Raw genomic sequence first — 14,746 nt, forward strand, 5'->3', positions numbered from 1 at the left:
TCGTTTCCACTTTTGTTGAAAATGAGTGTCATGAACGTACGACGTCACATACCCACCGCCGTCCTGGCCGGAGCCTCCGTACTCGGCGTGCTCACCCTCTCCGCCTGCTCCGACTCGGGCGGGGGCAAGGCCGACGGCAAGCTGAACGTGACGGCGTCGTTCTACCCGATGGAGTTCCTCGCCAAGGAGATCGGCAAGGACCACGTCCAGGTCACCGACCTGACCAAGCCCGGCACCGAGCCGCACGACCTGGAGCTCAGCCCCCGCCAGATCGCCGACCTCGGCGAATCCGACGCGATCGTCTACCTCAAGGGCGTGCAGCCCGCCGTCGACAAGGCCGTCCAGCAGTCCGGTGTGCAGCACACCGTCGACGCGGCGTCCCTGACCCAGCTCAAGAAGCACGGCTCGGAGGTCGACGGCCACGCCCACACCACCGGTGACAACGGCACCGGCCACGACGAGCACGGCCACGAAGGCCACGATCACGAGGGCGACGGCAACGACCCGCACCTCTGGCTCGACCCGGTGAAGCTCGCCGAGGTCGCCAAGGGCGTGGGCAAGACCCTCGCGGACGCCGACCCCGCACACAAGGCGGACTACGCCCGTAACACCGACGACCTGGTCAAGAAGCTGACCGACCTGGACAAGAAGTTCCAGGACGGCCTGAAGAACAAGAAGTCGGACACCTTCATCACCACCCACGCCGCCTTCGGCTACCTCGCCGAGCGCTACGGCCTGACCGAGGAAGCCATCAACGGCATCGACCCCGAGTCGGGCGACGTCAGCGGCAGCCGGATGAAGGAGTTGCAGAAGCTGGCGAAGGACCACCACGTCAACACGGTCTTCTTCGAGACGCTGACCAGCCCCGCGATGGCCCGGACCCTGGCCAAGGATCTCGGCGTGAAGACCGATGTGCTCGACCCCATCGAGGGGATCACCGAGAAGTCCCGGGGCAAGGACTACGTCCAGGTCATGGAGGCCAACCTCGCGGCGCTCCAGAAGGCGCTCGGCGCCAAGTGACCGGGCGGACGGCACGGCGGCCGATGACGGGGCGGGACCAGCACGTACGGCACGACGGGAGGATGCGGCCATGAAGGACCAGGACACGGTCATATCGCTGCGCGGGGCGGGTGCGGCGCTCGGCGCGCGCCCCGTCCTGCGCGGCGTCGACCTGACCGTACGGCGCGGCGAGGTGGTGGCCCTGCTCGGCGCCAACGGCTCCGGGAAGTCCACCGCCGTCCGCGCGGTGGTCGGCCAGGTGCCGCTGACCAGCGGCGAGCTGGAGCTGTTCGGCACCCCGCAGCGCCGGTTCCGGGACTGGGCGCGCATCGGGTACGTCCCGCAGCGCACCACCGCGGCGGGCGGCGTGCCCGCCACCGTCCGCGAGATCGTCGCCTCCGGCCGGCTCTCCCGTACGAAGCTGAAGTGGCCCGGCCGGGCCGACCGGGACGCCGTCCACCGGGCACTGGACCTGGTGGGCATGGCGGACCGCGCCAAGGACTGCGTCGAAGCGCTCTCCGGCGGCCAGCACCAGCGGGTGCTGATCGCCCGCGCGCTGGTCGGCGCACCCGAGCTGCTGATCATGGACGAGCCGATGGCCGGGGTCGACCTGGCCAGCCAGGAGGTGCTGGCCGAGACGCTGCGGGGGCAGGTCGCGGCGGGCGCCACCGTGCTCCTCGTCCTGCACGAGCTGGGCCCGCTGGAGCCGCTGATCGACCGCGCGGTGGTGCTGCGCGACGGCTGTGTGGTGCACGACGGGCCTCCCCCGGAGGCCGTGGGCCAGCACGCCCTGCCCGGCCACGACCACGTCCACCCGCACGCGGACCCGGCCGCCGAGCCGGTCCGGACCGGGCTGCTGACCTGAGACGGACTGACCTGACATGGACCTCCTGAACTACGCCTTCATGCAGCGCGCGCTGCTCGCCGCCCTCCTGGTCGGCGTCACCGCGCCGGCCGTCGGCATCTACCTCGTACAGCGCCGCCAGGCGATCATGGGCGACGGCATCGGCCATGTCGCGCTGACCGGCGTCGCGCTGGGCTTCCTGCTGCGCACCTCGCCCGTGTGGATGGCCGTGCTGGTCGCCGCGCTCGGCGCGATCGCCATGGAGCTGGTGCGCTCCAAGGGCCGTACCCGCGGGGACATCGCGCTGGCGATGCTCTTCTACGGCGGTATGGCCGGCGGTGTGCTGATCGTCAACCTGGCGCCCGGCGGCTCCACCGCCAACCTCACCAGTTACCTCTTCGGCTCGATCACCAGCGTCTCCGCCGAGGACGTCACGGTCACCTGCCTGCTGGCCGCCTTCGTGATGGCCGTCACCCTCGGGCTGCGCCGGCAGTTGTTCGCCGTCTGCCAGGACGAGGAGTTCGCCCGGGTCATGGGCCTGCCCGTGCGGTGGCTGAACCTGCTGCTCGCGGTGACCGCCGCGCTCACCGTCACGGTCGCGATGCGCGCCGTCGGCCTGCTGCTGGTCAGCGCGCTGCTGGTGGTGCCGGTGGCCGCCGCGCAACAGGCCACCCGGGGCTTCGCGATGACCCTCGCGCTGGCCGTCGCCATCGGCGTCGTCGTCACCCTCTCCGGTACGGTCTTCTCCTTCTACGTGGACGTGCCGCCCGGCGCGAGCATCGTGCTGCTGGCCATCGCGGTCTTCGCGCTGATGGCGGCGCTGGCCGCCCCGCTGGCCAGAAAGCGCGCGCGGGCCGCCGCCAGAGCCGCCGAACAGTGCACTCTGGATCTGCCCGGCAGCCGCTCCCCCGGCGACGATGTCAGCGTGCCGGGGGCCAAGGGACAGGCATCTGCGTAAGCGTTGCACCCGGGCTCCGGTCATCACCTGGCACAATGGCCGGACTGATGTGCAGGGGGACGTCCCGAGACCTAGGGAGGCAACGGTGGCGAGCGCTGGATCTCCGGTGCGCGGCCGGTCGACGCGGCAGCGGGCCGCCGTGGCAGCGGCACTGGACGAGGTGGACGAGTTCCGCAGCGCGCAGGAACTGCACGACATGCTCAAGCACCGGGGGGACTCGGTCGGGCTGACCACGGTCTACCGGACGTTGCAGTCCCTCGCCGACGCGGGCGAGGTCGACGTGCTGCGGACCAACGACGGCGAGGCCGTCTACCGGCGGTGCAGCACCGACGACCACCACCATCACCTGGTGTGCCGCAACTGCGGCAAGGCCGTCGAGGTGGAGGGTCCGGCCGTGGAGAAGTGGGCGGACCAGATCGCCGCCGAGCACGGCTTCCAGGACGTCGGGCACACCATCGAGATCTTCGGTACGTGCGGTGAGTGCGCCGCCAAGGCGGCCGCCGGCTCCGCCTGACGCGGAGCGCACCGGCAGCGGCACACGGAAGCGGCCGGCCCCCTGGCTCAGGGGACCGGCCGCTTTCGCGTACGGGCTCACTGCTGCGGCGCGGGCTCCGCCTCCGGGGCGGCGCCGAAACGGCGGTCCCGCTTGGCGTATTCGAGGCAGGCGTCCCACAGGTTCCGCCGGTCGAAATCCGGCCAGAGAATGTCCTGGAACACCATCTCGGCGTAGGCGCTCTGCCAGATCAGGTAGTTGGACGTGCGCTGTTCGCCCGACGGCCGGACGAACAGGTCCACGTCCGGCATGTCCGGGTAGTACATGTACTTGGCGACGGTCTTCTCGGTGACCTTCGCCGGGTCCAGCTTCCCGGCCCGCACATCGGCCGCGATGGCCGCCGCGGCGTCCGCGATCTCCGCCCGGCCGCCGTAGTTGACGCAGAAGTACAGCGTCATGACGTCGTTGTCCTTGGTCTGCTCCTGGGCGACCTGGAGCTCCTGCACCACGGACTTCCACAGCTTCGGCATCCGGCCGACCCAGCGGATCCGGATGCCCAGCGCGTCCATCTCGTCCCGGCGGCGGCGGATGACGTCGCGGTTGAAGTTCATCAGGAAGCGGACCTCGTCGGGCGAGCGCTTCCAGTTCTCGGTGGAGAAGGCGTACAGCGACAGGTTCTTGACGCCCATCTCGATGCAGCCCTTGAGCACGTCGAGGACGACGCCCTCGCCGACCTTGTGGCCCTCGGTGCGGGGCAGACCGCGCTCCTTGGCCCAGCGGCCGTTGCCGTCCATGACGACCGCCACGTGGTTCGGGACGAGCTCGCCGGGGATCTTCGGCGGACGCGCACCGGACGGGTGCGGCTCGGGCGTCTCGTACGTGCGTCGGCCGCGCCCCAGGAATCCGCGTCGTGCCATCCGGTCCACATCTCCTATGCCGTAGTGCGTGGTGCGTGCTGCCGTCGTGTCCGGACCGCCGTTCGTCTCCGGCCGGCGGTCGCCCCCGAGCTGCTGAGCCTATCTATTTCTCTACGTACCGCAGCGAGCGCAGGCCGCGCTCCAGGTGCCAGTGCAGGTAGGCTGCGACGAGCCCGCTGCCCTCGCGGACGTGCCGGGGTTCGCACGCGTCCGCCGTCGCCCAGTCGCCGGACAGCAGCGCCGCCAGCAGCCCGATGGCCTCGGAGGAGGGTACGACGCTGCCGGGCACCCGGCAGTCGCCGCACACCACACCGCCCGACCCCACGGAGAAGAACCGGTTCGGGCCGGGCAGGCCGCACTTGGCGCAGCCGTCGAAGCTGGGGGCGTAGCCGTTGACCGCGAGCGAGCGCAGCAGGAAGGCGTCCAGCACCAGGTGCGGTTCGTGCTCGCCGCGCGCGAGTGTGCGCAGTCCGCCGACCAGCAGCAGGTATTGCTGCACGGCCGGTTCGCCCTCGTGGTCGGTGAACCGCTCGGCGGTCTCCAGCATGGCCGTACCGGCGGTGTAACGGGCGTAGTCCGTGACGATGCCGCCCCCGTAGGCGGCGATGGTCTCGCTCTGGGTGCACATCGGCAGGCCGCGCCCGACCAGCTCGCTGCCACGGGCGTAGAACTGCACGTCGACGTGGGAGAACGGCTCCAGGCGGGCGCCGAACTTGGACTTCGTACGGCGTACACCCCGGGCCACGGCGCGTACCCGGCCGTGACCGCGCGTGAGGAACGTGATGATCCGGTCCGCCTCGCCCAGCTTCTGGGTGCGCAGCACAATGCCGTCATCGCGGAACAGACTCATGCGCTCCATTCTCGCGCACCCGGCGGGGGCGGCGGCACACGGGCGGGCCCGGCCGGGCGGCCCCGTACGGGTCTCCCAGGGCACTCGGAGCACTCAGCGCCCCCCGGGGGGGGCCGCCCGGGGCGCCCGGAACCGCTCAGGACGGCGTACGGGCCGCCGCCAGCAGCCGGGCGGTGTCGTCCGGGCACAGCAGCAGGGCGGCGCCCACGGTGGTCAGGACCTCGCGCTCGGACGGCAGGTACGGGCCGTCGGCCAGGGCGATCCTGGCACCCTGGAGGAGCAGCGACTCCCGGCCCGCCGGGGCCAGGTGCGGCGCCAGCGGCTCCAGCGCCTCGTGCAGCTCTATGGCCAGCGCCGTGCCGCACGGGTCGAGGCCGCCGCCGGGGCGGCCGAGGCTTCCGGAGGCGGCGCGCGACAGGGCGTTGTCGTGCGCGCCGGGCAGCCGTCCGGTGTCCGCCGCGAGCGCGGCGAGCAGGGTCAGCAGCTGGTCCTCCGTGCAGTCCGCGAAGCCGGCGGCGCGCACCGTGCCCACCGCGGTGCCGCGCACCCCGGGCGAGGCCGTGCCGCCGGCGGCCAGCACGGCCAGCGTGACGGTGTGCACGGCGTCCCTGAGCATCGCCGAGAAGCGCGTGGTGGTGGGGTGGTCCAGCGCGTCCAGCCCGAAGTGGCCGCGGCAGGCGGAGCACTCGACGACCGGGCCCGCGGTGCCGCGCGGCAGCAGCGGCACACCGAGGACGGTGAGACGCCGGCGGCCGGTCCGCCGGAGGTAGTTGCGGTCCCCGCCGCACTCGGGGCAGAAGAACTCGCCGTCGGCGACGGTGCGCCAGGACGTCCGCACACCCATCACAGCCAGCTTGTGCATCACGTCGACCCTCCGTAACGCTCCGGCATCTTTGCCGCGTTGACGTGATGTTAGCCACATCCGTGATGCGACGTCAGTAGTGCGGACCGGACCAGACGGCCGTTTAAACCGGTTGAACGCCCGAGCGCCCCCCGGCGCTCGCGGAGAGAGCCGGGGGACGCTCGGTACATCGCAGGTCACAGCCGGTGGGCGGCCCGGGTTCCGGTCAGGACCGGAAGCCGGGGGCACCGGCCGCACAACGGCCCGGTGATCAGCGGCTCGCGCGGTTGACCGCGGAGACGGCCGCCTTGATGGAGGCGCGCACGATGTTCGCGTCGATGCCGACGCCCCACAGCACCTTGTCGCCGATCGCGCACTCGATGTACGCGGCGGCCTGGGCGCCGACGCCCTCGCTCATCGTGTGCTCGACGTAGTCCAGCAGCCGTACGTCCACGTCGATCGCGTGCAGCGCGTCGAAGAACGCCGCCAGCGGACCGTTGCCGGTACCGGTCAGGACCGTGTCGGCGCCGTCCACGACCGCCTCGACGGTCAGCGCGTCGGTGCCCTCGGTCGTCGTGGAGGTCTGCGCGCTGCGCAGCGCGATCCGGCCCCAGGCGTTCTCCGGGGTCGGCAGGTACTCGTCCTGGAAGACCGACCAGATCGCGTCCGGCGTGACCTCGCCGCCCTCGGCGTCGGTCTTCTCCTGGATCGTCTTCGAGAACTCGATCTGCATCCGGCGCGGCAGGTCCAGCTTGTGGTCGTTCTTCAGGACGTACGCGATGCCGCCCTTGCCGGACTGCGAGTTGACGCGGATCACGGCCTCGTAGGAGCGGCCCACGTCCTTGGGGTCGATGGGCAGGTACGGGACCGCCCACTCCAGGTCGTCCACGCTCCTGCCCTGCTCGGCGGCCTGGACCTCCATGGCCTCGAAGCCCTTCTTGATGGCGTCCTGGTGGGAGCCGGAGAAGGCGGTGTAGACCAGGTCGCCCGCGTACGGGTGGCGCGGGTGGATCTCCATCTGGTTGCAGTACTCGGCAGTACGGCGGATCTCGTCGATCTGCGAGAAGTCGATCTGCGGGTCCACGCCCTGGCTGAACAGGTTCATGCCCAGGGTGACCAGGTCCACGTTGCCGGTGCGCTCGCCCTGCCCGAACAGGCAGCCCTCGATCCGGTCCGCACCGGCCATGATCGCCAGTTCGGCGGCGGCCACCGCGGTACCGCGGTCGTTGTGCGGGTGCACGGACAGGCAGATGTGCTCGCGCCGGGACAGGTTGCGCGACATCCACTCGAAGCGGTCGGCGTGCGTGGAGGGGGTGGAGCGCTCGACGGTGGCCGGCAGGTTCAGGATGATCTCGCGGCCCTCCTCGGGCTGCCAGACGTCCATCACGCCCTCGCAGACCTCCAGCGCGAAGTCCAGCTCGGTGTCGGTGAAGATCTCCGGGCTGTACTGGTAGCCGAACGCCGTCTCCGGGCCCAGGATCTTCTCCGCGTACTCCACGACCAGCCGCGTGCCGTCCACCGCGATCTGCTTGACCTGCTCGCGCGAGCCGCGGAAGACCACCCGGCGGAAGACCGGCGCGGTGGCGTTGTACAGGTGGACGGTGGCCTTGTGGGCGCCGCGCAGCGACTCCACGGTCCGCTCGATCAGCTCCTCGCGGGCCTGCGTCAGGACGGAGATCGTGACGTCCTCGGGGATCGCGCCCTCTTCGATGATCGACCGTACGAAGTCGAAGTCGGTGGCGCCGGACGAGGGGAAGCCGACCTCGATCTCCTTGTAGCCCATCTTCACCAGCAGGTCGAACATCTCGCGCTTGCGGGCCGGCGACATGGGGTCGATCAGCGCCTGGTTGCCGTCACGCAGGTCCGTGGACAGCCAGCGGGGGGCCTGGGTGATGCGGTTGTCCGGCCAGGTGCGGTCGGCGATGTCGACGGCCTCGTAGCCGCGGTAGCGGTGCACCGGCAGGCCGGAGGGCTTCTGGGTGTGCGTCGCGTTCGTGACGGGGGTGGGGCGGCCGACGGCGTTCTCAGCGTTCTGGGCGGGGATCGACGGATTCGTCATGGTGGCGCGGGGCTCCTCGTGTGTCCGCGGGGGAAGAGGCCGACGGGGCGAAAATCGCAGCACCGAATCCCGCGGGGAGGGGGTCGGCCTACGACAACAGACCCTCGCCGCGGCAGCTAAGGAGAAGCAGCCCGTAACGCATGATGCACCGCACCCTAGCCGAGGTGACGCGGAACCCGCGGCCCCGTATCAGTATGCGGGACCGGGCCCACGTAACCCCCGAACCACGATCTACCACACGTTTTCAGGAATCATGGCGCCAGGGAGTGACACGCTGATGACCCAGTGCCACATTGCCGTGCATGAACCCTGAAGCCACTGAGAGCCACCCCGTCTTCTGCACGATCGTGCCGCCCCACGTCCTCGACACGCTGTCCCGGCTGGAGGACACCGACCGCTCCCAGCGCGCCCTGCGCACCCTGGAGCACGACGCCCTGCAGCGCACCCGCCGCCGCATCACCACCGTCCGCGGCCTCGGCGCGCCCACCGGCACCGCGTCGGACAAGCCGAACCGCACCATCTACGACGCCAAGCGCCAAGAGGTGCTGCCCGGCAAGAAGGTGCACTCCGAGGACGACAAGCCGTCCAAGGACGCCTCCGTCAACCGCGCGCACGCGGGCCTCGGCGCCACCTTCGAGCTGTACCTGAAGGTCTACGGCCGGCATTCCATCGACGACTCCGGGCTGCCGCTGAACGCCACCGTCCACTACGGCGAGAACTACGACAACGCCTTCTGGGACGGCCAGCGCATGGTCTTCGGCGACGGCGACAACGACCTGTTCCTCGACTTCACCATCCCCGTCGACGTCATCGGCCACGAGCTGACCCACGGCGTCACCCAGCACACCGCCAACCTGGACTACTTCGGCCAGTCCGGCGCGCTCAACGAGTCCATGTCGGACGTCTTCGGCGCCCTGATCAAGCAGTACGCGCTCGGCCAGAACGCCTCCCAGGCCGACTGGCTGATCGGCGCCGGACTGCTCGGTCCGAACGTCACCGGCGAGGCGCTGCGCTCGATGAAGGCCCCGGGCACCGCGTACGACGACGACGTCCTGGGCAAGGACCCGCAGCCCGCGACGATGGACGACTACGTCAAGACCTCCCGCGACAACGGCGGCGTGCACATCAACTCCGGCATCCCCAACCACGCCTTCTACCTGCTCGCCACGGCTCTCGGCGGCAACGCGTGGGAGCGGGCGGGCCAGATCTGGTACAAGACGCTGACCGGCGGCCAACTCGACAAGGACGCCCAGTTCGACGACTTCGCCCGCCTCACGGTGGCCACCGCGCGCACCGAGTACGGTGAGGGCGACGTCCTCCAGGCCCTCCAGAAGGCTTGGTCCCAGGTGGGCGTACCCGCCACCTGATCCGCCACCATCTGGCCCGATCTGTCCGTTTCCCCGAGCCCCACTGGGTAGGAAGCCCGTCATGCGGATTCAAGTACGACGCACCGGCGGCTTCGCCGGTATCGAGCGCCACGCCGAGGTCGACACCTCCGGCCGCCCCGATGCCGCGGAATGGCACGCCCTGGCCGAGCAGGCAGCCGCCGCCGGCCGGGGTACGCCCCCGGTAGGCGTCCCCGACGGTTTCAGCTACCAGATCACCATCGACGGCCGTACGGTCTATGCCTCCGACCCCCGTCTCACCGCGGAACAGCGCAAGCTGATCAGCAGAGTGCTGAAGGAGGGCTGCTGACCGGCCACCGGGTGGCCGACTCCCGCCGCCCGCACGCCTCTTGACACCCGTTCCCGACGGTAACCAGTATCCCGGGCCATGGACGGTTCTCGTGCGCCGGGTGGGTCCTCGTCGGGTGCGCTGCCCCGCTTTCCCGCGGGGTTCGTGTGGGGGGTGTCGACGTCCGCCTACCAGATCGAGGGGGCGGTGGACGAGGACGGGCGCGGGCGGTCGGTGTGGGACGCCTTCGTGGAGCGGGCCGGGCGGGTCAAGGACGGCTCGGACGGCCGGGTCGCCACCGGGCACTACCACCGGTACCGCGAGGACGTCGCGCTGATCAAGGAGCTGGGGGCCGACGCGTACCGGTTCTCGGTCGCCTGGCCGCGGGTGATGCCGGACGGCGGCCCGCGGGTCAACGCAGCGGGGCTGGACTTCTACGACCGGCTGGTCGACGAGGTGTGCGCGGCGGGCGTCCGGCCGGTGCCGACGCTCTTCCACTGGGACACGCCGGAGGCCGTCGAGGCGGCGGGCGGGTGGCTGGAACGGGACACGGCGCGGCGGTTCGCGGCGTACGCGGACGCCGTGGCGGCGCGGCTCGGTGACCGGGTGGACCGGTGGATCACGCTCAACGAGCCCGCCGAGCTGACGCTGCTGGGATACGGGCTGGGGCAGCACGCGCCGGGCCGGGAGCTGGGGTTCGGGGCGCTGCCCGTGGCACACCACCTGCTGCTGGGCCACGGGCTGGCCGCGCAGGCGCTGCGGGCGAGGGGTGCGGGCGGCATCGGGATCGCCAATTCGCACGGGCCGACGTGGGCCGCGTCGGAGTCGGCCGCCGATCAGGAGGCGGCCGGGCTGTACGACCTGCTGCTGAACCGCCTGTTCGCGGAGCCGGTGCTGCTGGGGCGTTATCCGGAGGAGGAGCTGACGGGGCCGCTGCTGTCCGGGGCCGGTCCGGTGGACGAGGACCTGCGGATCATCGGTGAACCGCTGGACTGGTACGGGGTGAACTACTACCAGCCGACGAAGGTGGGCGCGCCTGCGGCGGAGGGCGCCGGACCGGTCGACTTCGCGGGGATCGAGCTGCCGCCGGGGCTGCCGTTCGCGCCACGGGAGATCAAGGGGTACCCGCTGACGGACTTCGGGTGGCCGGTCGTGCCCGCGGCGCTGACCGAGCTGCTGACCGGATTCCGCGACCAGTACGGCGACCGCCTGCCGCCCGTCGTCATCACCGAGAACGGCTGCTCGTACGAGGGCGTCGAGGACCGGGAGCGGATCGCCTTCCTGGACGGGCACCTGCGGGCCCTGCACGACGCGATCACCGCCGGGGTCGACGTCCGCGGCTACTTCGTCTGGTCGCTGCTGGACAACTTCGAGTGGGCGGAGGGCTACGCCCGCAGGTTCGGACTGGTGCACGTCGACCGCGACACGTTGACCCGGACCCCGAAGGCTTCGTACCACTGGCTGCGGGACGCGCTACGGGCCCAGCGGTGACCGACGCGGGGGCCGCGGGCACGCCCGGGGACTCCGCGGGCACGTCCGGGGACCTCGCCGAGCCGGCCGAGCGGGTGGGCGGCGGCTGGACCGCGGCGCTGGCGCTGGCCAACGGGGCGATCTGGGTCGGCTGGTACGGACCGATCCAGGTCCTGCTGGCCCTCCAGGCGGCCGGGCTGGCGCCGCCCGGCTCGTCGAAGGAGTCGGTGCTGGCGTGGGTGACGGGCCTGGGCGCCGCGGTGTCGCTCGTCGCCAACCCGCTCTTCGGCGCGCTGTCGGACCGTACGGTGTCGCGGTTCGGGCGCCGTACGCCGTGGATCGCGGCCGGAGTCCTCGGCGGCGCGGCGGCACTGTGCCTGCTGGCGACCGCCCGGAACGTCGCCGTGATGGCGGCCGGGTGGTGCCTGGTGCAGCTCACGCTGAACGCCGCCTTCGCGGCGGTCACCGCAGCCGTACCGGACCGCGTCCCGCACCTCCGGCGCGGTGCGGTGGGCGGCTGGCTGGGCGCGGCGCAGATCCTGGGCGTGGTGACCGGTACGGGCCTGGCCACCGTCGCGGGCGGCGTCACGGCGGGGTACCTGGCCTGCGCCGGCTTCACGGTGCTGGCCACGCTGCCGTTCGTACTGCGGCACCGGGACCGGCGGATCGGGCCCGGCGACCGGCCGCCGTTCGCGTGGCGGCCGTTCCTCGCCGGGTTCTGGATCAGCCCGCGCCGCCATCCCGACCTGGCGTGGGCGTGGCTGACCCGCTTCCTGGTCAACCTCGGCAACGCGATCGCGCTGCTGTACCTGCTCTACTACCTGCGCGACGCGCTGCACCGGCCCCGCCCGGGGGACGGCGTGCTGATCCTGACCGCCGTCAACGGGGTGATGCTGCTCGCCACCGTCGTCGTCGGCGGGGTGTGGTCGGACCGTTCGGGCCGCCGCAAGCCGTTCGTGCTCTGGTCCGGCGTGATCATGGCGGCGGCCACCGCGCTGCTCGCCGGGTGGCAGACCTGGACCGGCGCGCTGGTCGCCGCCGCGCTGCTGGGCATCGGCTTCGGCGTCTTCACGTCGGTGGACTTCGCCCTGATGACGGACGTGCTGCCGGCCGCCGCCCACCGGGGCCGGGACCTCGGCGTCATCAACGTCGCCAACTCGCTGCCGCAGGTGGCCGCCCCCGCGCTGGCCGCGCCGGTCGTGACCTACCTCGGCGGCTACCGGGTGCTGTACCTGGTCGCGGCGGGCATCGGGCTGGCCGGGGCGCTGCTGGTGCGGCGGATCCGCGGGGTGGAGTGAGGAACGGCCGGTCTCAGCGGTCCGGTCTCAGCGGTCCGGCCTCAGAAGCCGAGCTTGCGGAGCTGCTTCGGGTCGCGCTGCCAGTCCTTGGCGACCTTCACGTGCAGGTCGAGGAAGACCGGCGTGCCGAGCAGCGCCTCGATGTGCTTGCGGGACTTCACCCCGACGTCCTTGAGCCGCTTGCCCTTGGGGCCGATGATGATGCCCTTCTGGCTGGGCCGCTCGATGTAGACGTTGGCGTGGATGTCCAGCAGCGGCTTGTCCGCCGGGCGGTCCTCGCGCGGCAGCATCTCCTCGACGACGACCGCGATGGAGTGCGGCAGCTCGTCCCGTACGCCTTCGAGCGCCGCCTCCCGGATCAGCTCGGCGACCATGACCTGCTCGGGCTCGTCGGTGAGGTCGCCCTCGGGGTAGAGCGGGGGGCTCTCCGGGAGCATCGGGACGAGCAGGTCGGCGACGAGCTGCACCTGCTGGTCGCCCACCGCCGACACCGGAATGATCTCCGCCCACTCGATGCCCAGCTCCCGGCCGAGCTGGTCGACCGCGAGCAGTTGCTCGGCGAGCTGCTTGGAGTCCACCAGGTCGGTCTTGGTGACGATGGCGATCTTCGGGGTCTTCTTGATCCCGGCCAGCTCGGCCGCGATGTAGCGGTCGCCGGGGCCCAGCTTCTGGTCGGCGGGCAGGCAGAAGCCGATCACGTCGACCTCGGCCCAGGTGGTCCGTACGACGTCGTTGAGCCGCTCGCCGAGCAGGGTGCGCGGCTTGTGCAGGCCCGGGGTGTCGACCAGGACGAGCTGGGCGTCCGGGCGGTGCACGATGCCGCGCACGGTGTGCCGGGTGGTCTGCGGGCGGTTGGAGGTGATCGCCACCTTCGTGCCGACCAGAGCGTTCGTGAGGGTCGACTTGCCCGCGTTCGGGCGGCCGACGAAGCACGCGAAGCCGGCGCGGTGCTGGGCGGAGGACTCTGTACGAACGCTCATGGCGCCCATTGTCCCCGATCGGCGGGGCCGTGCCGACCACCAGGGCCGGGCTCCGGCCGTACGGGACGGGCGGCCGGGCTCAGGGCGCGGCGCCGACCCGCTCGGCCGGCGGCCGGTCCGGCGCCCGGCGCGCGTCGATCCGTTCCCACAGGGTCAGCATCGGCGACGCCATCACCGTCGTCACCAGCGCGACCACGACCAGCACCGCGAACATCGACGGGGTGACGATGCCGGCCGCCAGGCCGATGTTGATCGCGATGAGCTGCATCAGGCCCCGCGCGTTCATCAGCGTGCCGATGCGCAGCGCCACCCCGCCCTCCTCGCCGGCCAGCCGCGCGGCCAGCCAGCAGGCGCCCAGCTTGCCGAGGACGGCCACGGCGACACAGCCCGCGGTGAACAGCAGCAGGCCGGGCGAGGCCAGCAGCGCGAAGTCGGTGTTCAGGCCGGAGTAGGTGAAGAACAGGGGCAGGAAGACGATCCGGCTGATGGGCGCGATCGTCTCGACGGCCCGGTCCACCGCCGCGGCGCGCGGGAAGACCACGCCCAGGCTGAACGCGCCGAAGACGGCGTACAGGCCGATGCGGTCGGTGTACCAGGCGGCGATGAACAGCACGACGACGGTGATCAGCAGCAGCTCGTCGGGGCTGCGGCGGTTCACCAGGCCCGTGAGCCGGGTCCCGGAGCGGGCGAGCAGGACCAGGGCGACCACCAGGCCGGCGCTCCCGGCGAGGGCGACGACCAGCGGCCCGCTGCCGGTGCCGGTCAGGCTCAGCACGCCGGCGAGCAGGACCCACGCCAGCGCGTCGTCCACCGCTCCGGACGCCAGGGACAGCGAGCCGAAGCGGGTGCCGGTCAGGCCCCGCTCGGTGATGATCCGGGCCAGCATGGGGAACGCGGTGATGGCCAGGGTCACGCCGACGAAGAGGGCGGAGACGGCGACGGACACGTCCGCCGGGAAGACGTCGACCCGGCCGTGCACGGCGTAGGTCAGCCCCACGCCCAGCGCGAGCGGTACGAAGATCCCGGCCCCCGAGATCATCGCGGCCGGCCTCGCCACCGCCCGGATGCCGGCCGAGCGGAACTCGTACCCGGTCTGGAACATGAAGACGACCAGGCCGATCTGCCCGGCGACGTACAGCGCGGGCCGCAGCTCCGGCGGGAAGAGGGCCGTCTCCAGGCCGGGCGCCAGCAGACCCAGCACGGACGGCCCGAGCACCACCCCGGCGACCATCTCCCCCACCACGGGCGGCTGGCCCAGCGCGCGCAGGGCGCGTCCCACGAGCCGGCAGACGAGCAGGATGACGACGACGGCCAGGAAGAAGACCGGCCCTAACTCCGTGACGGTCATGGCGGAGGGTCCTTC

General features: G+C 71.7%; 14 protein-coding genes. 8 read left to right on the forward strand and 6 right to left on the reverse strand.

All coding sequences use genetic code 11. The annotated features are described in order from the left end of the window. The first annotated feature begins 30 nt into the window (after positions 1-30). From AB0A97_RS03945 to AB0A97_RS03960, 4 genes are all read left to right on the forward strand, one after another. Positions 31-1,020 (forward strand): metal ABC transporter substrate-binding protein, encoded by a 990-nt coding sequence (locus AB0A97_RS03945; protein ID WP_361144022.1) that lies wholly within the window; start codon positions 31-33, stop codon positions 1,018-1,020. Positions 1,021-1,090: 70 nt separating this feature from the next. Then, entirely contained in the window at positions 1,091-1,864 is a 774-nt protein-coding gene (locus tag AB0A97_RS03950; protein WP_361144025.1) for a metal ABC transporter ATP-binding protein, read from the forward strand. Between the two features lie 16 nt (positions 1,865-1,880). Beyond that, complete coding sequence (locus AB0A97_RS03955; protein WP_361144028.1) at positions 1,881-2,801, forward strand: iron chelate uptake ABC transporter family permease subunit; 921 nt, start codon at positions 1,881-1,883, stop codon at positions 2,799-2,801. 85 nt (positions 2,802-2,886) lie between these two features. Beyond that, complete coding sequence (locus tag AB0A97_RS03960; RefSeq protein ID WP_031001961.1) at positions 2,887-3,315, forward strand: transcriptional repressor; 429 nt, start codon at positions 2,887-2,889, stop codon at positions 3,313-3,315. A 77-nt stretch (positions 3,316-3,392) separates the two neighbouring features. Here the strand turns inward: AB0A97_RS03960 and AB0A97_RS03965 are convergent, their stop codons facing one another. The 4 genes from AB0A97_RS03965 to leuA form a co-directional block, all read right to left on the reverse strand. Next, on the reverse strand, positions 3,393-4,211 hold the full coding sequence (locus AB0A97_RS03965; RefSeq protein ID WP_361144031.1) for an isoprenyl transferase: 819 nt from the start codon (positions 4,209-4,211) through the stop codon (positions 3,393-3,395). Between the two features lie 103 nt (positions 4,212-4,314). Further along, a complete protein-coding gene (gene recO / locus AB0A97_RS03970) occupies positions 4,315-5,061 on the reverse strand; it encodes a DNA repair protein RecO (protein WP_125047120.1) in 747 nt (248 codons plus the stop codon). A gap of 136 nt (positions 5,062-5,197) precedes the next feature. After that, the gene (locus AB0A97_RS03975) at positions 5,198-5,923 is read right to left on the reverse strand and encodes a TerB family tellurite resistance protein (RefSeq protein WP_361144035.1); all 726 of its coding nucleotides are present in this window, start codon (positions 5,921-5,923) and stop codon (positions 5,198-5,200) included. Positions 5,924-6,173: 250 nt separating this feature from the next. Further along, a complete protein-coding gene (leuA, locus tag AB0A97_RS03980) occupies positions 6,174-7,961 on the reverse strand; it encodes a 2-isopropylmalate synthase (RefSeq protein WP_361144037.1) in 1,788 nt (595 codons plus the stop codon). A 302-nt stretch (positions 7,962-8,263) separates the two neighbouring features. Between leuA and AB0A97_RS03985 the strand changes: the two genes are divergently transcribed. The 4 genes from AB0A97_RS03985 to AB0A97_RS04000 all read left to right on the forward strand — a co-directional run bounded on the left by AB0A97_RS03985 (position 8,264) and on the right by AB0A97_RS04000 (position 12,403). After that, on the forward strand, positions 8,264-9,328 hold the full coding sequence (locus AB0A97_RS03985) for a M4 family metallopeptidase (RefSeq protein ID WP_361144040.1): 1,065 nt from the start codon (positions 8,264-8,266) through the stop codon (positions 9,326-9,328). 61 nt (positions 9,329-9,389) lie between these two features. Further along, a complete protein-coding gene (locus AB0A97_RS03990) occupies positions 9,390-9,656 on the forward strand; it encodes a protealysin inhibitor emfourin (RefSeq protein WP_361144043.1) in 267 nt (88 codons plus the stop codon). A 78-nt stretch (positions 9,657-9,734) separates the two neighbouring features. Then, positions 9,735-11,126: a GH1 family beta-glucosidase gene (locus AB0A97_RS03995; protein WP_361144046.1), complete on the forward strand. Its 1,392-nt coding sequence runs from the start codon at positions 9,735-9,737 to the stop codon at positions 11,124-11,126. Continuing rightward, a complete protein-coding gene (locus tag AB0A97_RS04000) occupies positions 11,123-12,403 on the forward strand; it encodes an MFS transporter (RefSeq protein ID WP_361144047.1) in 1,281 nt (426 codons plus the stop codon). The genes AB0A97_RS03995 and AB0A97_RS04000 overlap by 4 nt, the downstream gene beginning before the upstream one ends. 41 nt (positions 12,404-12,444) lie before the next feature. On the opposite strand, the gene era is transcribed toward AB0A97_RS04000, so the two are convergent. Continuing rightward, positions 12,445-13,383, reverse strand: a complete 939-nt coding sequence (gene era, locus AB0A97_RS04005; protein ID WP_361144050.1) for a GTPase Era — start codon at positions 13,381-13,383, stop codon at positions 12,445-12,447. 79 nt (positions 13,384-13,462) lie between these two features. Continuing rightward, the gene (locus tag AB0A97_RS04010) at positions 13,463-14,731 is read right to left on the reverse strand and encodes a cation:proton antiporter (protein ID WP_361144053.1); all 1,269 of its coding nucleotides are present in this window, start codon (positions 14,729-14,731) and stop codon (positions 13,463-13,465) included. Positions 14,732-14,746: the final 15 nt, after the last annotated feature.

This window comes from Streptomyces sp. NPDC045470, from assembly GCF_040646595.1.
In the GTDB taxonomy this organism is placed as follows: domain Bacteria; phylum Actinomycetota; class Actinomycetes; order Streptomycetales; family Streptomycetaceae; genus Streptomyces.